The organism is Biomaibacter sp. TOL (genome assembly GCF_059717795.1).
Genome location: NZ_AP046092.1, coordinates 1,703,878 through 1,728,978, shown reverse-complemented (window position 1 = coordinate 1,728,978; position 25,101 = coordinate 1,703,878). Strand labels below are relative to the sequence as shown.

22 protein-coding genes are annotated in these 25,101 nt (G+C 41.8%); 14 read left to right on the top strand and 8 right to left on the bottom strand.

The window, feature by feature from the left end:
- Nucleotides 1-190 precede the first annotated feature (190 nt).
- From AC6I1H_RS08690 to AC6I1H_RS08675, 4 genes are all read left to right on the top strand, one after another.
- Entirely contained in the window at nt 191-3,496 is a 3,306-nt protein-coding gene (locus tag AC6I1H_RS08690; RefSeq protein WP_497740544.1) for an S-layer homology domain-containing protein, read from the top strand.
- 205 nt (nt 3,497-3,701) lie between these two features.
- On the top strand, nt 3,702-4,175 hold the full coding sequence (gene tnpA / locus AC6I1H_RS08685) for an IS200/IS605 family transposase (RefSeq protein ID WP_497739172.1): 474 nt from the start codon (nt 3,702-3,704) through the stop codon (nt 4,173-4,175).
- A gap of 352 nt (nt 4,176-4,527) precedes the next feature.
- A complete protein-coding gene (locus AC6I1H_RS08680; RefSeq protein WP_497740543.1) occupies nt 4,528-4,839 on the top strand; it encodes a transposase in 312 nt (103 codons plus the stop codon).
- Nucleotides 4,840-5,589: 750 nt separating this feature from the next.
- Nucleotides 5,590-6,846, top strand: a complete 1,257-nt coding sequence (locus AC6I1H_RS08675; protein WP_497740542.1) for an IS110 family RNA-guided transposase — start codon at nt 5,590-5,592, stop codon at nt 6,844-6,846.
- 81 nt (nt 6,847-6,927) lie between these two features.
- Here AC6I1H_RS08675 and AC6I1H_RS08670 read toward each other — a convergent pair.
- A protein-coding gene (locus tag AC6I1H_RS08670) for an IS3 family transposase (protein WP_497740541.1) occupies nt 6,928-8,207 on the bottom strand; the annotation gives its coding sequence in 2 pieces (ribosomal slippage) (nt 6,928-7,901 and nt 7,901-8,207; 1,281 coding nt in all).
- A gap of 312 nt (nt 8,208-8,519) precedes the next feature.
- On the opposite strand from AC6I1H_RS08670, the gene AC6I1H_RS08665 reads away from it, so the two are divergent.
- From AC6I1H_RS08665 to AC6I1H_RS08650, 4 genes are all read left to right on the top strand, one after another.
- The gene (locus tag AC6I1H_RS08665) at nt 8,520-8,702 is read left to right on the top strand and encodes a hypothetical protein (protein ID WP_497740540.1); all 183 of its coding nucleotides are present in this window, start codon (nt 8,520-8,522) and stop codon (nt 8,700-8,702) included.
- A 60-nt stretch (nt 8,703-8,762) separates the two neighbouring features.
- Nucleotides 8,763-9,407, top strand: a complete 645-nt coding sequence (gene trhA / locus AC6I1H_RS08660; RefSeq protein ID WP_497740539.1) for a PAQR family membrane homeostasis protein TrhA — start codon at nt 8,763-8,765, stop codon at nt 9,405-9,407.
- 176 nt (nt 9,408-9,583) lie between these two features.
- Nucleotides 9,584-10,060 (top strand): MarR family winged helix-turn-helix transcriptional regulator, encoded by a 477-nt coding sequence (locus tag AC6I1H_RS08655; RefSeq protein WP_497740538.1) that lies wholly within the window; start codon nt 9,584-9,586, stop codon nt 10,058-10,060.
- A gap of 120 nt (nt 10,061-10,180) precedes the next feature.
- A complete protein-coding gene (locus tag AC6I1H_RS08650) occupies nt 10,181-10,648 on the top strand; it encodes an MFS transporter (RefSeq protein WP_497740537.1) in 468 nt (155 codons plus the stop codon).
- A gap of 119 nt (nt 10,649-10,767) precedes the next feature.
- On the opposite strand, the gene AC6I1H_RS08645 is transcribed toward AC6I1H_RS08650, so the two are convergent.
- On the bottom strand, nt 10,768-12,459 hold the full coding sequence (locus tag AC6I1H_RS08645; RefSeq protein ID WP_497740536.1) for an IS1634 family transposase: 1,692 nt from the start codon (nt 12,457-12,459) through the stop codon (nt 10,768-10,770).
- A gap of 653 nt (nt 12,460-13,112) precedes the next feature.
- Here AC6I1H_RS08645 and AC6I1H_RS08640 point away from each other — a divergent pair.
- From AC6I1H_RS08640 to AC6I1H_RS08625, 4 genes are all read left to right on the top strand, one after another.
- On the top strand, nt 13,113-14,351 hold the full coding sequence (locus AC6I1H_RS08640; RefSeq protein ID WP_497740535.1) for an efflux RND transporter periplasmic adaptor subunit: 1,239 nt from the start codon (nt 13,113-13,115) through the stop codon (nt 14,349-14,351).
- A gap of 12 nt (nt 14,352-14,363) precedes the next feature.
- On the top strand, nt 14,364-17,510 hold the full coding sequence (locus AC6I1H_RS08635) for an efflux RND transporter permease subunit (protein WP_497740534.1): 3,147 nt from the start codon (nt 14,364-14,366) through the stop codon (nt 17,508-17,510).
- 93 nt (nt 17,511-17,603) lie between these two features.
- Entirely contained in the window at nt 17,604-18,794 is a 1,191-nt protein-coding gene (locus AC6I1H_RS08630) for a TolC family protein (RefSeq protein WP_497740533.1), read from the top strand.
- A gap of 28 nt (nt 18,795-18,822) precedes the next feature.
- The gene (locus tag AC6I1H_RS08625) at nt 18,823-19,413 is read left to right on the top strand and encodes a TetR/AcrR family transcriptional regulator (protein WP_497740532.1); all 591 of its coding nucleotides are present in this window, start codon (nt 18,823-18,825) and stop codon (nt 19,411-19,413) included.
- A 96-nt stretch (nt 19,414-19,509) separates the two neighbouring features.
- Here the strand turns inward: AC6I1H_RS08625 and AC6I1H_RS08620 are convergent, their stop codons facing one another.
- The 5 genes from AC6I1H_RS08620 to AC6I1H_RS08600 form a co-directional block, all read right to left on the bottom strand.
- A complete protein-coding gene (locus tag AC6I1H_RS08620; protein ID WP_497740531.1) occupies nt 19,510-19,914 on the bottom strand; it encodes a HEPN domain-containing protein in 405 nt (134 codons plus the stop codon).
- Nucleotides 19,911-20,447 (bottom strand): nucleotidyltransferase family protein, encoded by a 537-nt coding sequence (locus AC6I1H_RS08615; RefSeq protein ID WP_497740530.1) that lies wholly within the window; start codon nt 20,445-20,447, stop codon nt 19,911-19,913. Before AC6I1H_RS08615 ends, AC6I1H_RS08620 begins: the two co-directional genes overlap by 4 nt.
- Before the next feature lie 339 nt (nt 20,448-20,786).
- Nucleotides 20,787-21,590 carry an ExeA family protein gene (locus AC6I1H_RS08610; RefSeq protein ID WP_497737543.1) on the bottom strand — a complete coding sequence of 268 codons (804 nt, stop codon included), beginning with the start codon at nt 21,588-21,590 and terminating at the stop codon, nt 20,787-20,789.
- Nucleotides 21,583-22,932, bottom strand: a complete 1,350-nt coding sequence (locus AC6I1H_RS08605) for a transposase (RefSeq protein WP_497737542.1) — start codon at nt 22,930-22,932, stop codon at nt 21,583-21,585. Before AC6I1H_RS08605 ends, AC6I1H_RS08610 begins: the two co-directional genes overlap by 8 nt.
- Nucleotides 22,933-22,992: 60 nt before the next feature.
- A complete protein-coding gene (locus AC6I1H_RS08600; protein ID WP_497737541.1) occupies nt 22,993-23,574 on the bottom strand; it encodes a DUF6431 domain-containing protein in 582 nt (193 codons plus the stop codon).
- Between the two features lie 510 nt (nt 23,575-24,084).
- Between AC6I1H_RS08600 and AC6I1H_RS08595 the strand changes: the two genes are divergently transcribed.
- Together AC6I1H_RS08595 and AC6I1H_RS08590 are read left to right on the top strand one after the other, a co-directional pair.
- Nucleotides 24,085-24,396: a DUF4258 domain-containing protein gene (locus tag AC6I1H_RS08595; protein WP_497740529.1), complete on the top strand. Its 312-nt coding sequence runs from the start codon at nt 24,085-24,087 to the stop codon at nt 24,394-24,396.
- Nucleotides 24,397-24,400: 4 nt separating this feature from the next.
- The gene (locus AC6I1H_RS08590) at nt 24,401-24,631 is read left to right on the top strand and encodes a type II toxin-antitoxin system MqsA family antitoxin (RefSeq protein ID WP_497740528.1); all 231 of its coding nucleotides are present in this window, start codon (nt 24,401-24,403) and stop codon (nt 24,629-24,631) included.
- An 83-nt stretch (nt 24,632-24,714) separates the two neighbouring features.
- Here the strand turns inward: AC6I1H_RS08590 and AC6I1H_RS08585 are convergent, their stop codons facing one another.
- Complete coding sequence (locus AC6I1H_RS08585) at nt 24,715-25,044, bottom strand: cupin domain-containing protein (RefSeq protein ID WP_497740527.1); 330 nt, start codon at nt 25,042-25,044, stop codon at nt 24,715-24,717.
- Between the last annotated feature and the right edge of the window lie 57 nt (nt 25,045-25,101).

The following is a 25,101-nucleotide window of genomic DNA, read 5'->3' as shown; positions in this document are numbered from 1 at the left end:
ATATTCCACATGGCCTCTCTCAAAGAGGGGTATTCAAATCCTTCTTTTTGATTTTCCCTCCCTTCATTTTTTTGCCGAAGGGAGGGGTTTTAGAAAAAATGCTTATTATAGTATAGCCGGGAGGTGAGGCGAAAGATTTTTCAAATTTTATAAATAGCGATACAACAAAATATCAAAAGGAGGTTTACAAATGTACAATCTCAAACGCATGAAAAAACTGTTTGCTATTCTTACAATCTTCGTATTCATTGCCGGAATAGTGGGCACCGGGGCTCCGAAAGTCGCGATGGCGGCAAGCAGCGACAAAAGCAATAGCGACTCAAGCTCCATCGATGTGGTCAAACTCACATCCGACATCACTGACAAGGACACAAAAGACGCAGTGTTGAGGCTTGTGGCATTCGGAATTGTAAACGGTATGGATGACGGCAAATACCATCCCGGCGACAATGTGACCAGGGAACAGTTTGCCAAGATACTGGTCACTTCGCTGAAGATGGATAGCGCCGCAAAAGCAGCCACAGGCCGCAGCAGCTTCAAAGACGTGGAGGCCAGCAGGTGGTCGGCGGGATACATAAACGTGGCTGTCGGACAGGGGCTTATCAAAGGGTATCCCGATGGGACTTTCCAGCCTGCGAAAGAAGTCACTTATGCTGAAGCCATTACCATGCTGGTAAGAGCACTGGGATATAAGGATTCGTTCCTTACCGGTACATGGCCAGGCAATTATCTTGCAAAGGCTGCTGAAAAGGAAATCACAAAGAAGGTTAAATTCAGCGATGCCACAGGAGTAGCCAACAGAGGCGATGTGGCCATCCTGGTGAACAACACGCTGGATGCAAAGGTAGTCAAAGTCGACACTTACGAATCCAGCGGCACGAAATATCTGGAATCCGACAAGACATTGCTCGAAGACAAACTGAACATAACCAAATATAAAGATGTGCGCATAATTGCCAACAGGAGAATAGACGACGGCCTGAATGAAGATGAGGTCAGGGTCAAGTTCCTGAAAGACACTGAAGACAATAAATATGATGAAGGCGAAGAAAAAGATTTTGATATAGTATACGACGTAAACCTTGAAAATGTCCTTGGAGAAGAATCAACCATATATTTGAACGACGACGATGAAATCGTATATGCGGAAAAAGAATACGATGACAACTCTTACTTCGACTACATCGAAGGCGTGGTAATGAACAGCGACGGCAAGACCGTCGACAAGCTCAGCCTGGTAAAGGCGGATGATGATTACGCCTTTGACAAGGATGCCGTAATATACATGATGGACGGCAACGATTACAAGACTGTGGAATACAACAAAGTAACCGACACCAGCAAGTTGCTTGGCAAAGTCGGCAAGTTCGTCATCAAGAACCGCAAGATAGTATGGGCTGAAATCATGTCCTCCGGAGAAACCCAGCCATGGATGATAGTGACGAAGAATGATGGCGGAATGCTGTATGGTATAGTCGCCGACGACGACGAATATGATATAGATCTCCGGGAAGGCGAAGATTACGACGGCGTCATAGTGCTTGACACCGACGGAAATAAGATGAAGGTGGACGACATTGAAAAAGGAAACCTCCTCTATATCCAGAAACAGGACATCGGTGGGGATGATTATGCCGTAGTCAGAGTGGTTAAGAACAATACGGTAGAAGGCAAACTCAACAGCGTGAAGAATGATAGGATAAATATCAGCGGAAAAGAAATCAAGGTTACGAAGTACAGTGATACCGATGGGAAAAAATCATACGAAGCATATTACAGCGTAAATGACGGAGAAGATATCCATCAATATCTCCTTGATACAGACAGTGACGTGGCAAGCGATATGGAAGATGCTGATGAAGAAGATGTCATAGCTTACACTGATGCAGTGGGAAGAATAGCGTATTTCGTCACGAAGAATGAGACTTCTTCCGGATATAAATACGGTATTGTGACAAAGATATATGCAGACAAAGACAAATTAAAGATTTTCACCATAGCCAATGACGGCACGGGCGACGAAATAACATATACCATGGAAGAAGATGACAATCTGAATGCATTAGGCGCTTATGCCCTCAACCAATACGGTCAGAAGACAAAGGACAAAGCGACAGTATTTGAAGGCTCCATTGTCAAATTCAAACTGAACAAGGACGGAGAAATCGCAGAAGATGAAATCTATGTAATGGACCCGAAGAATGTATGGAGGATTTCTGCCAGCGATGACTTTGGAAAGGATTATCTCCCGAAAGCCACAAGATACACTGCATATAAATACGATACCACCGATCCTGCAGGAGCAAATATTGCACCGAACGGTAGCGCTGAGGAAACCACTACATTCTCAGTGGATGACAATATTGTTTTAATCGATGCTGAAGGATATAAGTTTACCAATAATAATACAAACAAAACAAAAATCACAGACGGTATATATGCAGATTGGAATGATACAGATGACTTCTCTGAAGCCAGCTGGAGCGAATTAAAGAGCGCCAACGGCATTGACGGATACTTCTATGTATTTTGCGATGATAACAAGAAAGTCAATGCGAAAGCCGCCATATTCATCGGCAAGGGTTCCGGCGCTGCATCTAATGACGAAATGGGTGTCTATGTCATAGATACATGGCTAAAGAGCGGCGACAGATATGTAAAATACGAACCTTATGACGGCAAAGTTGAAGAAAGGAAGCTGGAAGATAAAGGGGCACTATACAACAGCGATGAGCATCCGTATATCGCCAAAGTGAAATCCAACGGAGATTTGTCTATAATTACACCGACTGCAAGCGGTTCGAAAGACGGTTTCAAAGTCCTATACGGCAAAGTGAAAGACAGAGATGCCACCAGCCTGACGATGGAAAGTGGAAAAGTGCGCAATATTGCTGACGGTAGCCCGGTATCCCAGACACAATACAATATTTCCAGCAAGACCGTAGTTTACGAAGAAGACAATAAGAAGTCAACATCTAACATCAGGAGCGGCGATGTAATAATCTTCGTAGTAGAAAAGGATTCCAACGTAAGGGTAATCGAAAGGCTAATTGATAACGAAAAAGAAACATATGAAAATAAGATAGCCAATGGCTCCGGCGGAACGGGTGGAAGCACTGGCGACATCACATTCAATATCGCTAGCTCCAGCACCGCCACTATAAGCGACGAACCCAGCCGCAGCGTTGCAGTAACGGTTTATGCTGATATAAAGTGGGATGATTCTGCAACAGGCTCTGGAATAGAATATGAAATTGCTGTAAACAAAGATTTAGTAAAAGCTTCAGGTATTGCTGCCAGAAGCATTGGTCTTGCGGATTATGATAAAGACAAGAATGAAATTACATTTACCGCAGTATTCGATGATTATGTCTGGGTAGGCGACACGTTGCAGATTTCTGACAACGCTATAACAATCACCGCAAAAGAAGGCACAACAACTAAACAGACCGCTACAGTAAAGAGCGGCTCCATTGGAATAAGTAAGCAACAATAACAAATATACAGTTTCACAGTTTCAGTTTAAAGAAGATAAAATCCGGCAGTATGTGCGCTGCCGGATTTTTTTATTGTATAACGAAAACCACCTGCTATGCAGGTGGTTCCAAAAAGCTTATAGCTATAAGTAGAAATAAAAAACCTCCTTTGTTAGAATAGATGCAGGTCTGTCAACCGCATCAAAACAAAGGAGGTTATCCAAAATGGATAATGAAAGTTTATCACATACCAAATGGAATTGTAAATATCACATAGTATTCGCACCGAAGTATCGAAGACAAGTAATATATGGAAAAATAAAGACTGATATAGGGAAAATACTAAGGAAACTATGTGAATACAAGGGTGTGGAAATAATAGAAGCAAATGCCTGTAAAGATCACATACACATGTTGGTAAGTATTCCACCTAAAATAAGTGTAGCACAGTTTATGGGATATTTGAAGGGAAAAAGTTCACTGATGATATTTGATAGACATGCAAATTTGAAATATAAGTATGGGAATCGACAATTTTGGTGCAGAGGATACTATGTAGATACAGTGGGTCGCAATAAAAAGGCAATAGAAGAATATATCAAGAACCAGTTACAGGAAGATATAGCAAATGACCAAATAAGTTTAAAAGAATACATTGACCCGTTTACGGGTGAGCCGGTAAACAAAGGCAAAAAATAAAAATGCCCCTTTAGGGGCAGCCTGAAAAAATACGCGGTTGGCAGACCATTCAACGAGCCTTAAGGCTCAGCCAGTAAATGCCCTTATAGGGCTAGTGCAAACCACCCGCTAAGCGGGTGATGATGATTTATTAATTTGCGACACAGTGCGACATAGGGACGGTTCTAAAATTGTCGCATTTCCAACGGATTGTTTAACAACTTTTCATCTAAAACACTTGAGTCAAGGGATTACCAAATTGACTCAAGTGTTTATTTTTTAGAGGTAAATACAAAGAAAACCTATATAGCCCCCTAACATACTTGGAGAAAATCCGTATAAATGCTAATATAACAACAGGGGGTTGATTCAAATGATAAAGAAACAGTATACCGAAGAATTTAAAGAGCAACTGCTAAAGGAATGTCAGGAAGTAGGCAACGTATCCCTGGTAGCTCGCAGACATAATATCTCATCTAACACCATTCATGGATGGATACGAAGCATCAGAAAAAGGGGATCAATAAAGCAGTTGCCCAGGAACGAAGAAAAACGCATCCTGGAGATAGAAAAAAGATTAGAAGACGTAAGCAGAGAAAATAACACCCTAAAGAAACTTTTAGGAGAAAAGGAACTTGAACTTGCAGTACTAAGAGAACTGAGAGATAGGGTAAACCCTCGGTAACCGACAAAGTCGAGAAAGCTTTAAAGTGGATAAATAAGGGTTACAGAGCATCCCTTATCCTTGGCTTTGTCGGATTGTCTTCATCCACGTGCGACATAGGGACGGTTCTAAAATTGTCGCATTTTAAAACCAAAATAACTTGAGAACTTGTCGCACAATATTTTAGCATTAACAACATTGCAAGAATTATATAATTTGATAATCTACAATTCGGCCTTAGACAATAAAAGTAAAGCCATATCAATATTGAAGAAAAAAGGGATATAATATATAATCAATGCAGAAAGAGGTGATAAATTGGGCCAATACGACATAACAATAAAACACATATTCTCAAGCCTAGCAGACGACATAATAGAATACATACTGAAAATGAAACTGAAAAAAATAGAAGAACTCAGCAATTGTCGCATTTTCAACAGATTATTTGACAACTTTTCATATAAACCTCCATTCCGCCACTACCGCTGGCGGCACAAATAGTAATGAAAAAAATGGTGCGCGGCTTTCACCACTTTGTTATTATTAGCTTGAGGAGAAGATACACTACAAAGCACGGTGAGGTGAGTCGTAGACTGCTCTTTGCGGCTTAAATCAGTATTTTTACCAGTGTAAGAACCATCTTTCAAGCACAAATAAGTGGTTCTATAAGACCGCAAGCTAATCATTGTTTTAGCTCTTTGTTAATTGTGTGATGGTTCAGTCAATGTCTTCCTCCTCAACTACTAAATTAGCAAAGGAGGCTGTGCAATGAAAGTTGTTTATCCCATTTGTTGTGGTGTCGATGTGCATAAGACTTTTCTCGTCGCCACACTCATTACTTCAGAGGGGATAATTCCCCATTACTCTAAAAAGAGGTTTTCAACTTTCAACAATTCCATCCTCAAGTTCAAGCAGTGGCTGATTGATAACAACTGCTATGATGTGTGCATGGAATCCACGGGAAAGTATTGGGTGCCCATCTACAACCTTTTGGAAGATACTATCCATATTACCGTCGCCAATCCCAAATGGGTGAAGGCTGTAAAGGGAAATAAGGATGATAAAAAGGATTCCAAGTGGATTGGCGATCTTTTCCGCCTTGGTTTAGTTCCAGGTAGTTATATCCCAGATAAGCCAATTCGTATTCTTCGTGAATATACTCGCTATCGATCTAAACTTGTTTCTTGCAGAACCAGTGAGAAGAACCGTTTCCAGAATGCCTTCACCGTCTGTAATGTAGCCCTTGATGCTGTCGTTTCCGACATGTTTGGCAAATCTGCCTCTTCCATCACGGACTACTTGATTTCTTCTGATACCTTCGACCCGGATTACTGTACTTCTCTTCTTCAAAAATCACTGAAGAAAAAAGCGGATGCTGTGGTTGAATCTATCGAAGGATATCAGATGACCAGGGAACAAAAAGAGCGTATGGTAATGGTTCGTTCTCATCTTGAATACGTAACTAAATCCATTGCTGAATTGGATGAAAAGCTTGATAAAATGGTTAAACCTTATGAAAGTGCTATCAAACTCCTTTGTACCATTCCCGGAGTTGATAGGACATCTGCCATCACTATCATCTCCGAGATTGGCACCGATATGTCTCAGTTTTCCAACTCCAAGGGTTTGTGCTGCTGGGGGGGACTTACACCTGGCAATAATGAATCTGCTGGTAAGAAGAAATCTGTCCGTATTACACGTGCCGGTGTCTACCTCAAACCTGCATTGGTGCAAGTTGCCCATGCAGCCGTGAAGTCGGATAAATCTTCTTACTACAGAATCAAGTATGAACGCATTTGCAAAAGGAGAGGCAAGAAAAGAGCCATTATCGCTATCGCAAGGATGATTCTCACCGCTATATATCATATGCTTGTTACTGGTGAAGTATGGAATCCAAGCGATTTGTATAAGATTGATATGCCACAGGAAATGCTGGAAAAGCAGAAGGAGAAGGCTATTAAACAAGCAGTGAAACTTCTGATCTCCAATGGTGTCATAAAAGCTTCTGATATTTCTGTGGCGTAAATTATAGCTTAAAACTGAGATTTAATTTTTTGGGCTTTCAAAGGCCTTGGTTTAGTCGGCCTGACCCCCTAACTCCGGAGATTATGCACTAAATGGTTCAATTTTTGCAGTGTTGCTCATGAATGCTTCATAAAACTTGTTTGGTGCCATGAAATTTATACTCCCATGTATCCTGCGCTGGTTGTAGTATTCCATATACTCTGTTATGATGGAGTAAGCCTCCATAAAGCTGTTAAACTCATTTCTGCTGTAGCATTCATCTTCTAAAATCGAATGAAAAGATTCTATATGGGCATTCATGTTTGGCGTTTTTACAGGTATTCTTTCGTGTATCAGGCCTAATTCCTCTATTGTTTCTTCAAACCGGTTTGAAATAAATTGCGGTCCATTATCTGTTCGTATTTTTGGCAAGGTCATGCCTTTTGCAAGGCCTCTTTTCGCAAGGGAATTCTTTAGTACTCTTGCCGCATCCGCTGCTGTGCAGGATAATCCCAGATGATAGTCGATTATTGAGCGGTCAAATACGTCTATGAGGGATAGCTGGAAAAAGAATGAATCTGTGCCTGTTATGTAGCCATATTTTATGTCGAGTTCCCAAAGTTGGTTCGGTGCTTCGATTTTATCCGGCTTTGCTAAACGTCTGGGATGCCTTTTTTGTATTTTTCGCTGTGGTTGTAGTATATTTAGTTCCTTACAGAGTCTGTATACCTTCTTGCGGTTTATAAACAGATTATAATCGTTTTTGAGGCATATGGTAAGTTTGTTGTAGCCATATGGGTAGCCATCGCCGCATATTAATTCGCAAAGCCATTCTTTTATTTGTTCATCGGATATTTTCTCACCTTTATCGGTTAAGGAATATCCCGGGATTGGCCTGCCACCGGTATTATTGCTGGCAAAAGATGCGTTGATTTCCATATCCTCTCGGGTATTGTTCTTTCTTGAGATGTTTTCATAATATGTGGATGGGGAAAGGCCGACAAAGCCCAGGATAAGGGATGCTCTGTAACCCTTATTTATCCACTTTGAAGCTATTTCGACTTTGTCGGTTACCGAGGGTTTACTCTATCCCTCAGTTCTCTCAGGATTGCAAGTTCAAGTTCTTTTTCTCCCAAGAGTTTTTTCAGGGTGTTGTTTTCTTTTGCAACATCTTCTAGTCTTTTTTGTATCTCGATGATGCGTTTTTCGTCGTTCCTTGGGAGCGGTGTTACTGAGCCTCTTTTTCTGATGCTTCGCATCCATCCGTGTATGGTGTTGGATGAGATATTATGCCTTCGGGCTACCAGGGATACGTTGCCTACTTCCTGACATTCCTTTATGAGTTGCTCTTTGAATTCTTCTGCATATTGTTTTTTTGTCATTTATGTCAACCCCCTATTGTTATATTATCATTTATACGGATTTTCTCCAAGTACGTTAGGGGGCTATATAGTAGTGCGCCCTTTTTTACCTTATGTTGTGTTATTTTTCAAGCTAACACTTGAGTCAATTTGGCAATCCATTGACTCAAGTGTATGTTTTTTAGAGGTAAATACAAAAAAGCAATATAACAAGAATAGATTTTAGCAGATAAAAACAAAACTCACAATTCAGTTGAAAAATATGATATAATAATCCCGTAAGCGGGGTTGCTATATAGATACCGCTAGCAATAAGGATATAATGGACCTCACATGATAATGGCATCAGTGGTGGGGCTTGCAGACAAATATGTAATACCCTATGATTTGAAAGGTAAAATAACAGGCATAAATGATGAAAAGAGTCTTGATAGCCTGCTTATAGCCGTAATCAGAACCAATTCGATAGATGAAGTATATAAAAAGATCAAGGAATACAATAAAGCAATTAATTGACGAGTCAGGGGTAATACCTTGACTTTTTTATGCTAAAAATATGTAAGATGGGGGAGCGCTATGACAATAAAGATAAAAGAGCCGTTTAACGGCTTGTCGCATTTGCTTGGGGCCTTAATGTCAATGTGGGGAACTTGGATGCTTATTCAACGAGCTCTTGCAATAAGAAGCACTCGTTACGTGGTTTCTTTTGCTATCTATGGCTCAAGCCTTGTTTTACTCTATACAGCCAGTGCCATATATCATCTTTTGAGTGTTTCAGAAAAAGCAACAAAAATATTAAGGTATATAGACCATATAATGATTTATATATTGATTGCCGGTACTTACACCCCTTTATGCCTCATTTCTCTATGGATATATCCCGGCTGGATTCTGTTTGTCAGCATTTGGAGCCTTGCCATGGCGGGTATCATCTCTACAGGATTTTGGTTAAACAAACCACGGTGGTTATCCTCATTAATTTACACGTTGATGGGGTGGCTGATAATAATTACTACTCCTTCTCTGATACCTTCCATTACTTTTTCAGGTTTTAAATGGTTACTGGGCGGGGGAATCTTTTATAGCATAGGGGGATTAATCTACGGGGTGAAAAAACCCGACTTTTTACCTAGAACTGTTGGCTTTCACGGAATCTTTCATCTCTTTATATTGGCAGGGAGCTTCTGCCATTTCTGGCTGATTTACAGATATATCCCATGACATTTTGCATTTTTTTTGCAACGCAGTAATATTGATTAAGTATTTGTGATAAATCCGGTTAATCCGGATTCTAGTTTTTTGTGCTATTTGCTTGACAATGTTATGACAATCAGTATGATTTATCGTGTGACGATAATATCGTTACACGATAAATTATATGCACGAGGAGGTTTTTTATGAATAAAGAAGAAAAAATACAAATGATAATCAATTATAAGAATGAAGTGGATGCGCTTATACACAAAAAGTATCATGAGCTGGCCCAAAAATATGGTTTGAGTTTGGAACAATATCATCTGCTTATAGAATTGGATGAGCTTATGCTGGATATTAATGATGAATATAAAGCACCTACTGTCGGAGAAATAGCAAAGAATATCAATAATGCGCAGAATACGGTTTCCGAAAAGATAACAAGGCTTGAGAACAAAGGGCTTGTGAAGAGAGTAAAGGATAATAAGGATAGGAGAATAAGCAGAGTTGTTTTAACAAAACAAGGGAGATGCTTGATTAATTTAATAGATAATCAGGCAAGCAGTAAATTTCTATTTAATTCAATATCAAATATGGAAGACAAAGACATAAATAATTTTCTTGAATGCTTGGAAAAACTTATAGAACAAATGAGAGTGTCAGAGGGTCGGAGTTCTTGACGTATCTCAATTTCTCAAAATGTGAAGGAGCGTGTCTATAATGACAAAAAGATCCGGAATGACGCTATTCAGTTTGCCGGATTATATCAGGGCGCACAGCCGGAACCCGGAATCAGAAGGGTGTTTAAAACCGCATTTGCCAGCAGTTCCGATCACTTCATGACCATAATAATTTTATTGTTTGCCGCTTGCATTTTCTATGAGTTTTCCATGTCTCCCATAAGTGAATACTGGACCGTGTTTTTTACTGAAGACCTGCATGCGCCGGAATCGGTTTTGGGATGGGTGATTGCCGTCTCAAGCATTCTATCGATTGTCATCATTAAAACGGCAAGCAAATTTCTTCAGACTCGCGTTTCCAATGCGAAAGCTCTGGTCGCCGTAAACATCATGCTTATGGCCAGCATCTTCTTATTTGGTGTGTCTTTTAACCCGATTATGGCAATAATCGTTTATATTATTTATAAGATCCTGACCGGCGTATATGAGCCCATCCGGGATACTTTTGTCAATGCCCACATTCAAGATAGATACAGGGCGACCATGCTGTCGGTTTATAATATGGGGGATCTGCCGGAGAGGTTGTAAGCGGCGTGGGCATCGGCTGGGTGGCGGAAAAATTCGGGATCAGGGCATCCTTTTATCCCACATTTCGCACCCTTCCATATAATGGACCAACAATTTTTACCAGGTTGAAATAGAGCTACTTATTCAAGGAGATAATGCGGATATTCCCTAATGGAAGTATAAATATCCGGCGTTAAACCGATTAGGGAAAGTATCTTTTCCAAAGGCTCCTCATTAGGAATCTCGGGAAGAGCCCGGCATTCCTTGTCACCTTCAACATAGCCTATGGTCTGTATAGGCTTTAATAACTCAAGAATCCTATTGCCGGTTGGTTTTTCAGTCTTTACTTTGCCTGCTACGAAGATATATTCTCCCTGTTCTTCCAGAGCTTTTCTCATACGCCTTTGCAGTATCTGGTAGATGAAAAGAGCAAGAAAGAGCACATAACACAAAGCTTCTATTCGGCTTTCCTTCTTTAAATATATGGCATCAAGAAAGATGGGGCTCTTTAAAAATCTAAAGGATGTCTCTACGGTGGTTTGATTTTTATACTCTTTTAGAATATCATAAGGAGATTTATCCAGCCTGTTTGTAATAAGTACAAAACAGCTGGCCTGCTCTAAAGCTTTTTGCTTGGCATCGTTGTCGAGTTCTCCTAAAGTGCATTTTATCTGGTATACTGTCTTGGTTTGAGGTATATAATCCTTTGGGGGCCTGCCCTTACCTTCTCTTTTTACAGGTTTTGTTCTTTCAATTACTTGAAAGTCCAATGGGTAAAATTCATTATCATGATCTTTTTTGAAAAGCTCTATTTGCTTTTGAGCATCGGCTTTGCAGAAAAACTCTCTTGAGCTTAATTCTCGAGTTTCTTTTTTAAGTGTTTTGCATAGTTCATCCAGTTTTTTATCTATGCTTTTGGTCTTTCTTTTATCAAGTTTGGAGGAATGAACTACTACAAACTTGTATTTAATGTCATCAATTGTCCTGATAAATTCCTGAACTTTATACTCGGCGGCATTTTTTTGATTGGAGATTTTGCCTATAAAGGTCCAATCATTCTTTTTCCATGCAAGGTCAATGAGGTTTTTCTCCAGTTCAAAGGTGGCGGGAAATCTTGAAATAAAATACAGTTTTTTATGCATCTTTTTTAGGTTATCTTTTGTTATTAGAGCCGAATCTGCTACATAGATGAGGGATGTTAAGTCAATTTTATCAAGGTCTTTTGACAGGACATCGATAAATTCATTGTTCCATGTTTTATCATCTTTATTTCCATCTAGAGGCTGCCCTAATACCGGTATACCATCTTGATTTACACACAGGCCTATTTTTAGCTGTTTTAGATCCGGGCGGTGATCTTTGCTATGGCCACATACCAGCTTTATGAATGAATTTAGGTCATCGTCTTCTTGATTTTCATATTCACCGTAAACACTTACAGATGTGGTATCTGAGTGAAGATGTGTAATGGTTATATCCTCGCTGCTTAATGCTTGCAGAATAATGGATGATATTATTTTCTTGGGGTTTGATTCTGCAAGTTTATCTAATGCTCTTGCAAGGCAGTCATCGTTTAAATCTTGCAAAAGGACTCCTTTACCAAAGAGGTTGGCAAGATCCTGGTAAAGGTAAAATCTGCTGACTAAATAAAGGGGTGCTCTTGTTGCAAGGATGTTTATGACCAGAGCTTTTATTCTTATCCCCGGGGATAATTTGCACTGGGAAGCATCCCAGGGTAAGAGTTTATCCAGGTTTTTGCCTATATTTAGTTGCTCCCATATGGCGGAGATAACTGGTGCTGGGCCTGCGTTGAATATTTTCATTTTGTTCATCATAACATCACCAGTTATCATAATACAACAATTCTGAAAAAAGTACAAGTCCAATTTTTACCAATTTGGCTTTTTTTGAAAAATTTTTTGAGATGTTCATTAAAAAATGTTAATTTGTTTTTTGAAGGGGTGCGGAATATGTGTTTTATGCAAGCGGTCTGAGCATTTTTTTAGTAATCATTGCTTTCGGCTATATTATATCTATTTATAGAAAAGCGGATCTGTCAAGCCTTTAAGGATGAGGATGCCAACCGCTCGCTTATCCACTTTTATGCGACAATTAGAGAACCGTCCCCGTGTCGCGCGTGTCGCGTGTCGCGTGTCGCGTCGCACCTGTGTCGCAAAACACCTCCTGCCGTGAAAAAGCAGCAGGAGGTGTTTTCTTCTTTGGAGTTAAGCATTGACTTTATAGATAAATCATATTATTATATAAAAAGTGATTACTTACTCATTGAAACAATAGCAATATAATGTTCATATAAAAGGGGTGATTTTTCGATAAAAATGACCGAACGGTCGGTTCTTTGCGATAAAAAAGCCTAATAGGGATCAGCCGGCCATCATTAAAACAAGCGCTTTGCACATAATGAGACGATTGATCAATAAAAGCATGGGGACATGAAAAATAAAATTTTGAGACGGGAGTGAAGTTTATGAAAAAAATGAAGAAAGCAATACTGCTGATGATGATTCTTGTTTGCGCTGCATCAATGATTCTTGCTTCGGGCTGTTCAAACAAGCAGAAAGAAATAAAGGAGCAAAATGCAGTATCTGTGAAGGTTATGAAAACAGCGAGAAACACCATAGAAGATATAGCAAATTTTACAGGCCAGATTGAGGCGAAAGATGAGGTAAAGATAGTGGGAAAGATATCAGGAAGGGTAAAAGAAGTAAACTTCGAAATAGGCGATTATGTGAATCAGGGAGATGTTCTTGTGGTCCTTGAAACCGATGAGCTGAATGACCAGCTTTCCCAGGCAGAGGCGGCTCTGGCGTCGGCAAAAGCAAACCTTTCCGCCAGCGAATCGAGCCTCGCGCAGCAGCTGGAGCAGGCAAAAGCAGCCCTGGAGCAGGCAGAAGCGAATTATGCAAACGTTAAGGCGGATTATGAGCGCATGAAGGCACTTTATGAGGCCGAAGCGGTTTCAAAGCAGGCTTTCGATGGCGCGGAATTGAAATATACCGTGGCGAAAAGCCAGTATGAAAACGCAAAAGAACAGCTAGCTCTGATAAAGCAGAGCCTGCCAAAAAATGTTGAAGCTCTGAGAGCTCAGGTAGAACAGGCTCAGGCTGCGGTTGACCTGATAAAGACAAACATAGCAAATTCGGTGATAAAGGCGCCTGTATCGGGCATGATTTCTTCAAAGCAGATACAGCCGGGAGAAATGTGCCAGGCAGGGTCAACTCTCGGTGCGGTGGTGAATATTGATAAAGTCAAGGTTGTCATTAATGTGCCGGAAGAGGATATAAACAGGCTTAAAGACGGCCAGGAGGCCACGGTGAGCGTGGATGCCCTGGGCGACTACGGGAATTTTAAAAGCAAAATAAGCATAGTTTCACCTGCATCCGGCTCCAGCAGGCTATTTCAGGTGAAGATTGAGATTGAAAACAAGGACCACAGGTTGAAACCGGGGATGTTTGCTAGTGTCAATGTCGTGAGGGGAATAAAAGAAAATGCCATAACCATTCCAAAGGATGCGGTTGTAATAAAGAAGCAGGGCAATGTGGTGTATATTGTGAAGGATGGCAAAGCTGAAGAACGCCTTGTAAAACTGGGAGTGACAAGCAAAGACATGGTGGAAGTTGTGGAAGGGCTTGACGAAGGCGAAGAAGTGGTGATCAGCGGGCAAAACATGCTTGCAGAAGGTGCCTCGGTTAAAATAATGCAGTGATGGGGTGAAATCATGAGAATTACTGAAACGGTTATTAAAAGGCCTGTGGCAGCATTCATGGCTGTGCTTGTCATCATTATCCTCGGCTTTGTTTCGCTAGGCAAGATGCAGGTAGATTTGCTGCCGGACATTCAGCTTCCTGCTGCTGTTATCGTGACAACATACCCAGGGGCCAATTCCGAAGAAATAGAGGATATGGTTACAAAGCCGATTGAAAAAGGAATAGCCGGAGTGGAAAACATAAAAGACATTTCTTCCACCAGTGAAGCCAATGTTTCAATGATAACGGCGACTTTCAACTGGGGCACGGATATTGACACGGCAGTGAATGACATAAGAGAAAAAGTTGACCTGGTAAAAAGCAGTCTGCCGGATGATGCAAATGATCCGATGGTGATTAAATTTGACCCATCCATGGTGCCTGTGCTTATTTACGGCATGACCGGCGACAGAGACCCACTTTTTATGAAGCAGGTCGCAGAGGATTCGATAGAAAAAAGGCTCGAGCGAGTAGAAGGAGTTGCAAGCGTCCAGATAGTGGGCGGGGATGAGCGTCAGATAAGGGTGCTGCTTTCGCCTCAGAAGATGAGCGGCTACGGAATAGGAATCACTCAGGTGATTCAGGCGCTTGAGGCAAACAACCTCAACCTGCCCGGCGGCACCGTTGATTATGGCGGTCGGGAACTCATGGTGAAAACAGTCGGGCAGTTCGAAAGTGTGGATGAAATAAGAAAACTGGCAGTAGCCAATAGACAGGGGGCGGTCATAAGGCTTGAGGATCTGGCGGATGTGGAGGATGCTACGGAAGATAAAAAAACTTATTCCAGAATAAATGACCATGAGGGCCTGAGGATACTCATCCAAAAATCCAGCGATGCGAATACTGTAGCGGTGGCCGACGGTGTGAAAAAAGAGCTGGAAGAGATAAAAAAAGAACTCCCGAAGGGCATTGAGATTTACCAAATACTGGATCAGTCTGATTTTATAAAAAAAGCCATTAATAGCGTGAAATCAAACGCCATTACCGGTGGTTTGCTGGCAGTGGTCATCCTATATCTGTTCTTGCACAATTTTCGGTCCACCATGGTTATAGCCATATCCATACCGATTTCAATTGTTGCCACGTTTGTGGCCATGTATTTTTCGGGCATCACTTTAAACCTCATCTCTCTCGGTGGCCTTGCCCTGGGGGTTGGTATGCTGGTGGACAATTCCATAGTGGTGCTCGAAAACATTTATTATCACCGAAGTCTGGGAGAAAATAGCCTGGAGGCAGCCGCTGCAGGGACCGGGGAAGTTTCCATGGCCATTGCGGCTTCCACGCTGACGACGGTGGCCGTGTTTTTGCCCATAGTTTTTGTAAAAGGCATAGCCGGGATATTATTCAAGGAAATGAGCCTCGTCATTACATTTTCCCTGCTGGCGTCTCTTGTTGTGGCAATTACGATAGTGCCCTTGCTGGGTTCACGACTGATAAAAGTTACCTCTCCGGAAGAGGAGAAAAAGACTTTCCTCGCCAGAATATTCAAAGGCATGGATGGGATTTACAGCAGTGTGGAAGAAAAATATGGAAAGCTCCTTTCGTGGGCTTTGAGGCACAGGAAAGCTGTAATACTTGCCATTGTGGGCCTGATGGTCGTAAGCGTGATGGCAATTCCCCTGGTGGGTTCGGAGTTTTTCCCCGAAACGGATGAAGGCAGGATATCGATAAGCGTGGAATACCCCATTGGCACCAAGGTGGAAAAGACCGATGAACTGGCAAAATCCATAGAAAAAATCGTGGCTTCAATACCTGAAGTGGAAATGTATTCATCGCAGGTCGGGACCGATACTAAGAGCACATTCCTCGGCACATCTGGCACCGGAGAAAAAGCCAGTGTGGATGTCCGGCTGGTGCCGCTTGGTGAGAGAAAAAGGTCCACGAAGGACGTGGCGGAAGAAATTCGGCAAAAGATAGGAGAAGTGCCGGGGGTGAAAATCGAGGTTAGCAGCAGCACCATGATGAGCCAGGCAAGCTCTACTGTATCGGGAAGCAGCAAGCCTGTGCAGATAGCCGTAAAGGGCGATGACCTGACTGTACTGGAGGGCCTTGCTGAAAAAATCAAGACCGCTGTAAAAAAAGTGCCGGGCACCAGGGATGTGGAGACATCCATCGATGAGGGAAGGCCTGAAGTCAGGATAAAGGTGGATAAGGACAGGGCTTCGTATTACGGCCTGGGGGCAAGCCAGGTGGCGCAGGTGGTGAGGAGCGCCATAAATGGCGTGGAAGCCACCAAATATCGGGTTGCAGGCTCGGAAGTGGAAGTGAACGTGCAGCTGAATGAACTTTCGAGGAAAACCCTGGAAGACCTGGAGGCGATGACTCTGCAGTCTTCTTCAGGTGTCGATGTGCCGCTCAGAAACATAGCCACATTTACGGTAACCGAAGGGCTGAACAGCATATATCGGGAAGACCAGCAGCGCACGGTATATGTGACATCGGACATTTACAAAAGAAGCCTTGGGGATGTAATAAATGACATAAGTTCAGCAATATCGTATATCAATTTTCCAGAGGGCTACAGCACGAGTTTCGAGGGCCAGAACAAACAGATGGCAGAATCATTTGGCGACTTGTTCCAGGCGATGCTGCTGGCGGTGTTCCTCGTATATGCGGTGATGGCGGCGCAGTTTGAATCGCTTTTGCATCCATTCACCATAATGTTTGCAATTCCGTTCTGCACCACAGGTGTTGTATTCGGGCTTATGATTGCCGGCAGAGCCTTCAGCGTGCCCGCATACATCGGAGTAATTATGCTGGCGGGCATTGCGGTCAACAATGCAATTGTGCTTGTGGACTATATTAACCAATTGCGGGCAAGGGGAAAGACGATAACCGATGCTATAATTGAAGCCGGCCCAAGAAGGCTCAGGCCCATTATGATGACTACCCTTACCACAATCCTTGGTTTGCTGCCGCTTGCCCTGGGTATAGGAGAAGGGTCTGAAATCGAGGCGCCCCTGGCCGTGACCGTGCTGGGAGGATTGACTTTCTCCACGCTTTTGACACTTGTTGTTGTGCCCGTGCTTTATTCCATATTTGAAGATTTTTCAAAAGGAGCGAAAAAAAGCATAAAGGCGTTTAAGCAAAAACTCGGCAAGATTGCAGTTAAAGCGTAGCGAAAAGATGTATGCTGCGCGATGAGAGATTTGTTTGGCAAAATGTCGATTAGGGATAAGGATAAAGGATAATAAATCGGGAGGCTTCGGAAAATGAAAAGCAGGAAAATAATATCTTTGCTGACGGCTGCTTTATGTTTTTTAATGCTGGCTGGTTTTGCAAAAGCCGCAGATTCAACTGCTGATGCTGGCGAAGTTGCAAACAGCACATCCGGCAATGCTGACGTCGAGGCAAAAGCGAGCTTTTCGCTGGAAGATAGCATAAACACTGCCCTTTTGAACAATGTAAGCTTGAAGATTTCGCGGCAGGATTATGAAAATGCAAAGGTAGAAATGGAGGAGGCACAATTTGAATCAAAACGGATGGCGGAAATTCGCGAAGGGGAAATCCTTAAACCCTATTATGAATCCACATCTTTTAGTTTCGAGGGGGCTCAGGTCAAAGACCTGGCTCCCAGGCTGAAACAAGCCAATGAACTCATAGCAAAAAAGGAGCTGGCTTTAGATGAGCAGAACCTTAGAATAGAGGTGGAAGAAGCGTATTTTTCTGTACTGAAGGCTCAGGACAACCTGAAAAATGCCGAGGTCCAGCTGCAGAGGGCAAACGAACAGTTAAAAAACGCGCAGGTAAGCTACAGTCAAGGTATGATCACAAAAGATTCTTTGCTTTCTGCTGAATCTGCGGTATCAAGCGCTGAAGCCGGAAAGGTTTCTGCCCAAAAAAACCTGGAGCTTGCCAAAATGAATCTCAACAAATTGATGGGCCGCAGCCTGACGGCACCCCTGGAACTCACCACTACTTTCACTTACACGCCTGCCGAGGTTCCCGATGTGGAGGAAATGGTAAAAAGCGCCCTGGAGCTCAGGCCGGAAGTCATCAGCGTGAGAGAGACGAAGGAAGTGGCAGAGCTGAACTGCAAACTCGCCCTGAAGTACTATGCGGAAAACACCTTTACTTACCGGAAGGCGAAAATAGAACTAGAAAAAGCCGTTTTAGGGGTGAAAGAGGCAGAAGACCAGATTTCCCTTGCTGTAAGGTCGGCGCATTATGCTGTAATAGAAGCGGCGGAAAAATTGAAAGCCGCCCAAAAAGCAAAAGAGACGGCGGAGGAAGCATACAGGATAACAGAACTCAAGTATAAATCACAGATAGCTACCATGGCGGATGTGCTTTCCGCCATGGAAAATTTAGGCCAGGCCGAACTTTTATACACATCCTCGGTGTTCGACTACAATGTGGCAAGGGCGCAGCTCGACAACTGGGCCGGCAAAGGCCTGGAATAGACATGGATTTTATTAGAGGTGAGACTTTTTGAATAAAGAAAAACAATTGGATAAGCGTTTGTCAATAATTGAGGCTGCGGTTTCCGTATTTTCGCGAGAAGGATATCCCAATGCCAGGATGCAGGCGATTGCGACAAAAGCGGGTATAGGAAAAGGAACGATTTACCAGTATTTCAAGGGGAAAAAGCAACTTTTTCAGCAGACTGTGAAGGAAGGCATCGACCGATATACTATTGGCATTAAGAATAAAATTAAAGGCTGCAACGGGATTGAAGAAATCTTGAAAAAAATAGCAATATTCAGTTTCGATTTCGTGGAAAATCACAGAAACCTGATGAATATAATAGAAAGCCATCACAGCCTGATAGACGAAAGCATGATGAAATGGCTGCTCGACAGGAAAAACAAAATAATGAACCTGATTGTAAAAACAATCGTTGAAAATACCGAAAAAAAAGACGTGCGAAGCTATGAAGACGCAGAACTTGCTGCATATTGTTTTTTTGGAATGATGATTTCTGTGGTTCAAGAAAAAGTGTTTCATAAAAAAGAATTCGATATAGAAGAAGTCTCAGATAGGATAGTAAAAATATTCCTCCATGGATATGAGCAGTTATGAAAATTGCTTTAGACTGTCGACAAAAATAGCTCGGCAGTCTTTTTTTTAAAACTACATTTCTGCACTTGCAATTAATGTCCCGGAATCCTTGCTGCTTTAAAATAGTTCTTCAACGGTTTTTAAAATAAATTCTGCATCTTTAATGGCCATTTCTGCATCTTCGGGGCCGTATTCTTCGGTAGGTATAAAATCTTCGGCACCATAAAAGCTCAGTTCTCTTTCCTTGCGCAGACGCTTTGAAATCATTTTAATTTTATCAAGGCGCTCTTGCAAGATGAGAGGGAGAGATTCTTTATGCTTTTCCAGCACACGACCCACGTCGTGTATTTTAGGCACTTCTACACCTATAGCTCTTAGCACGGCCTTTAATAATAATTCTACCATTTCTTGAGCTTCCCTGACTACATCCGAATAAGAACAGTGTTCGTTATAAAAACCTAGTGCTTTGAATCGAATTTTTGCTTTTTCCAGATAAGCTAAAGTTAAGGCATCAATTTTCACAGTTGAACACCTCCTAAAAATTTCCTTTTTTCCGTCTCCCACTCCCAGAAGTTGCCGTATTCAATCTTTTTTGCGCCATACCGGTCCATTAAATTTTTTGTGGATTCAATAATATGAGATATTATACCTTCCGGATCATATACGACTTTGTTGTGCTCAACCAAATCAAAATAGATGGGGTGAAATTTTAGTGATTCTTCCTTTGAGAGAATATATGGGGAAAGCTCACACAGGATGTCCTCTTCTTCGTATAATTGTTGGGCTAAAGATTCAAGTTCGAATTCTACATTATCGACAAATTCCCGAATGCGCTGGCTGAAACCCGGGGCTTTTTTCAAAATAATCAAAAGGTCCAGGTCTGAATTTTTCCGGTTTTCTGTCCGAGCATAGGAACCAAAAATTAAAAGGCCCAGGAGCGAATCTCCATAATACTCATGTATACGCTTTAAAACACCATTTAAATACTGCCGATGGAGTGACGAGAAGGTATTAAGCTGGGAAATGCATTCTTCAATATTTTCATTGTATACCATGTAATCACCATCATTTATAAAATCCTGTTTTTATTATACCAATCAAAAAAACACGGAGCAACTTTTAATGGGCTTATACTGCCCAGCCACCTATTGTGCGAATTTTCCCAAGTTAGAAATGCAGCTTATCCTAGATGCTTTGGGAATCCGAGCTGATCTAAGGCTTCCAACCATCAGTGAACTCAGGATGTAGCCTCTCAGGCTTTCTGACCGCATCCTGCTCAAATTGAACGTCCGAAAATTTGACTCACTTTATTTGACCATAGAAACCTGAACCTTGAAAACATCCCTCCGAGTAGGTAAGGTTTGACCCTTGCCCACTCATAGAGGGAAAATACATCATACCGCAAACTCATTTTCAATTACAACCCTGACCATATGGTCATCTATCAAACGCTTTTGACTGGCTGAGGCCGAAAGCAGACAGGCAAGGCAGACATTGTTTATCTTTCTTGCAATGCCTCCGGAATATTCATAGATAACATCCAGAGCATCATCAGTGAAGATTGAGGAAGTTGCTCCGGCAATCTTCAGATGGTGGCAAACATATTCTTTGGATTCCTGCCTGTCCATGGGTGGCAGGTGATACCGGAGATTTACCCTTTGAGCTATGGCTTCATAGACTTGAAGCTGCAATACTCTTTTAAGTTCCGGCTGGCCCACCAGTATGAGACTCAAAGGGTTGTAGGAGTCCATCCGGAAATTGAGTAAAAAGCGCATTTCTTCCAGCATTTCTTTATCTAACAGGTGTGCTTCATCGATTATGATAACGGGTGTTTTTCTTTCATTTTCCGCAAGGTCCAGTATTACCTGATGAAGCTGTCTTTTAGCCTGGCCCCGGTTAAACTTTGGTTCACATCCAAGCTGCCTTAAAGATTCCCAGTAAAAATGCCTGGGGGTAAGGGCTGAGTCGCTGATGTAGATAACCCTGTATTTATTGGGATTTAAAAGCTCAAGAAGTTTTCTTAAAGCAGTGGATTTCCCCGAGCCCACTTCGCCTGTTATGATGGCAAAGAGGCGTTTTTCTGCAGTGTATTTCAGCCTTGATACCAATTCTTCATATGCCGGGGTGACAAACAGTTTTCCTACAGGCAGATCCTTTTGAAAGGGTGTTTTCTCAAATCCAAAGAAAGGTTCAAACATTGTGTTCCCCTCCTTCCATACGGCGGAAGGGGATGGCACCTAATTTGTCTTTCATGCGGTTTTGAGCTTGTTTTTCCAATATGCTCAAAAGTCTTGAACCGGATGATTTTTGAGGAGTTGGGGCATCTTTTTTGCTATAGGACACTTCATTGTATTCTCCTATGATAAGCGGCCTTGCTAAACCCCGTTTTTGACCTTTATGCCATACTTCTATTTCTTCAAGGTCAAAGGGGTCATAGCGTAAATCCACAGTCTTTCTTACCCATTCAAGGCCCACTTCATAGGTTTTGCCGCAAAGTTTTACACAGCCGGTTTTATCAACTTTTCGGCTTTCTTCTCGAAGGAAAGCATCCCTTAGCTCGTCAATATTGGCAAAGCGCAAGCGTCGGGTATCCTTTTGGAATCGACCGGCCGGGGTTTCACCTTCTAAGGAGCTGTGGGAATGATGATTGTATCCTTCTTCCACCCAGGCAAAGAAGGCTTTGTTTAATTCTTCCAATGTCCCGGGGTTTTGGAGGCTTACCTCGGCTAAAAAATCCTCTACGGTGCGGTTAATTCTTTCAATTTTGCCCTTAGACTCTGCGGAATATATTGGGGTATTTATATGGCGGATGCCCAGTTTACCGCAGGCTACTTTAAACCAGTGTGAGATGAATATCTTGCCATTGTCTACATATACCGCATCGGGGATGCCTCGTTTAAGTATAGCTTTCCTGAAACAATCTTCCAGTATGGGAAGCTTTTGATTTAGATAAAATTCACCATGGCATATTAATCTTGTGGCATCATCGATGAAGCATATGAGGTATGAGCGTATCTTTTTCTTTGGATTCTCTGGGTCCGGAAGGTAGGGGCCGTATTTGACGTCAGCTTGCCATAATTTGTTTCTGTGCTCTTTTTGAAATCTCCTGAGGGCTTTGGGCTCTTTTTGCTTTAATTCTTTTTGGGTTAAACCTAAGTTTGCAAGATACCGTGTAAGGGTGGATCTTGCTACATCCCCGGGGGATATGAGCTTTTCCCCCTCCAGGATCTGAAGTATCCTTGTAACACTTCTTTGGGGCAGTTCTTGTTTTAGACTTATGGCTTCTTTTAAGATATCTTCCGGTATGGCTCTTGTTTGTCCCTTATCGGAGCGCTCTTTTGGCATTAATCCATTAAGGCCTTTTTGCCTGTAGGCCTGTAAGTAGCGGCGCAGGGTCCTCTCTGAGATTTGGCCTTTTGACAGTATTTCATTTCTTCTTTTCCTTCTTTCCGCTGCTTCAAGGTCTTCTTCCAGAAGGGGTGAGATTAGTACGAAGCGCTCCAGGGCTTTTTCCATACTTTCTTTGTTCATTTTGGTCATCTCCCCTGTTTTTTGTTTATCTAAAGACTACCACCAGGGGGAGACGGCCAAAAGAGCAAACTATGTTGATTTTTTTCCTAAAAGCCACAGGTTTGTGTTTTCCACAAAAAGCCAGGTGTTAATCTTTCCGAACAGGCAGCAAGAAAGAATATCGGGCAATAGTTTTAAAATGGTTCTTAAACGGCTAAAGCAGCTCCCTATTTCCCCGACTATGGATGACGTCTTGCCATACAGTCTGAACGCTATGCTCTCCAGAGTGCCTACAATTTCGCTTGAGAGGAGTTTAAATGTTTTTACCCAGCGTTTTGTGGTGGATATGTCCTGCTCTCCCTCTGTATATTCCGGTGAAATCCGTTTTTCCACCACATCTTCCACCGCTTCTTCAATCACTTTTGCCGGGTAATGCTTATAGGGCAAGATGAAATCCGGTATTATCGCATGGGTTCTCTTGCATTCGGGACAGTAGTATCTTGCTATGGGGAATTCTACTTTCCCGGCCGTTGTCTTTATTTTCCTAAGGTACATCCCATAACCTACAAGGGCGCTACCGCATATGGGACAGTGTAGTTTCTTTTGAGCTAACTTATGCAAAAAAATATTGAGATACTCCTTTACTGAAGAGCCTAAAAATGTTACAATCATAGTGCGTGTTATTTGTGGAGAAGGCCTTCAGTAAGGGTAGGTCGGAAACTAACACCTTACTTGAAGGCTTTCTCCTTTTTTCTCCCTCCCATGGCTTGCTTCTTTCTCTTTTTATTTCTTCAATAGGTGTTAAATTCCTTCTTAAAACGGTCAGGAAATTTGAGCAGGGAGGGGACAAAAAGAGTGAGAGGAAACACTCAGGAAATTAAAATACAGTTTTGATAAGGCATCTGTTATATAACCATAATTTTATACTTCTTTGCAAATACAAGATTCCCTGTAATTTCAATGATTTACAGGATGTTTTGTTTTCATTTAATTGTTAAACTTGGGAAACAGCTCGACAGTCTTTTTTAACCCTCATTTCGACCATTTCATATAATAGACCAACAATTTTTTATGCATTCCGCAACTTTTAATTCTTTTATAAAAAAAGATTACTTTATTTTTTGTTGTGGTATAATAATTATTAGAGGGAAATAGCGATTTATTTTTTTTTGGGAGATAAATATGATTAATATTGAGAAAATAAAAAGTTTAATAAAAGACGGCAAAATAAAGTGGAGTGGTCACATACTAACTAGGATTCAACAGAGAGGTATAAAAATTAAAGACATTATACATTGCATTACTAATGGGGAGATTATAGAATATTATCCTGATGATTATCCTTTCCCGAGTTGTCTTATATTAGGTTACTCAGATACTGATGAAGGAATTCATGTGGTTTGTGCATTAGGGCAAGATTACGTTTGGATGATAACAGCTTACTATCCAGATAAGAATGAATGGTTAGAGGATTTAAAAACCAGAAGGAGGTAGTACTATGAATTGTGCACTTTGTAAATCCAATTTATCGAATGGGAAAGTAAATCACATTGTAGATTTAGGAGAACGGATTATTATTGTAAAAAACGTGCCTGCAAATGTATGCAAACAATGTGGAGAATACTATGTTGACACTGAAACAGCGTTAAAACTTGAGTCTATAGTAGAAGAAGCAAAGAAGAACAAAGCTGAAATATTCATAGTAAAATACAATGAAATGGTGGCATAGACATAAGTACAAGAGGTTGTGTTTTTAACACGTGCCCCGGTAAATCGAAAAGTTTACCGGGGCGTACATTTATACTTCGTAAATTATTGATTTAAACTCTGGGGGTTGGGGGTCTTCACCACCAGAACGGCAGCCCTGTCGCCGGAACTGTTAATGATGGCGTGGGGGATATTTGCCGGGCTCAAGACGATGTTACCGGCGGCAACTTCTCTTGTCTCTTCACCTATAGTGATCTCGACTGCGCCTTTTACCACCTGGAAGAACACGTCCACCGGGGTTTTATGCACAGGCACTCCCTGTCCCGGCTCGAAGGCCAGCAATACCACCTGCACTTCCTTTTTTTCGATGAGCCTGCTGGGCGAGAATTTTTCGGCCGAGAAATTTGCGCTTTTTTCCAGATTGATAATATCCATTTACTTTCACCCTCCGAATTTTTTGTTAATTTGATTATATAAGATGAAATGGAAACA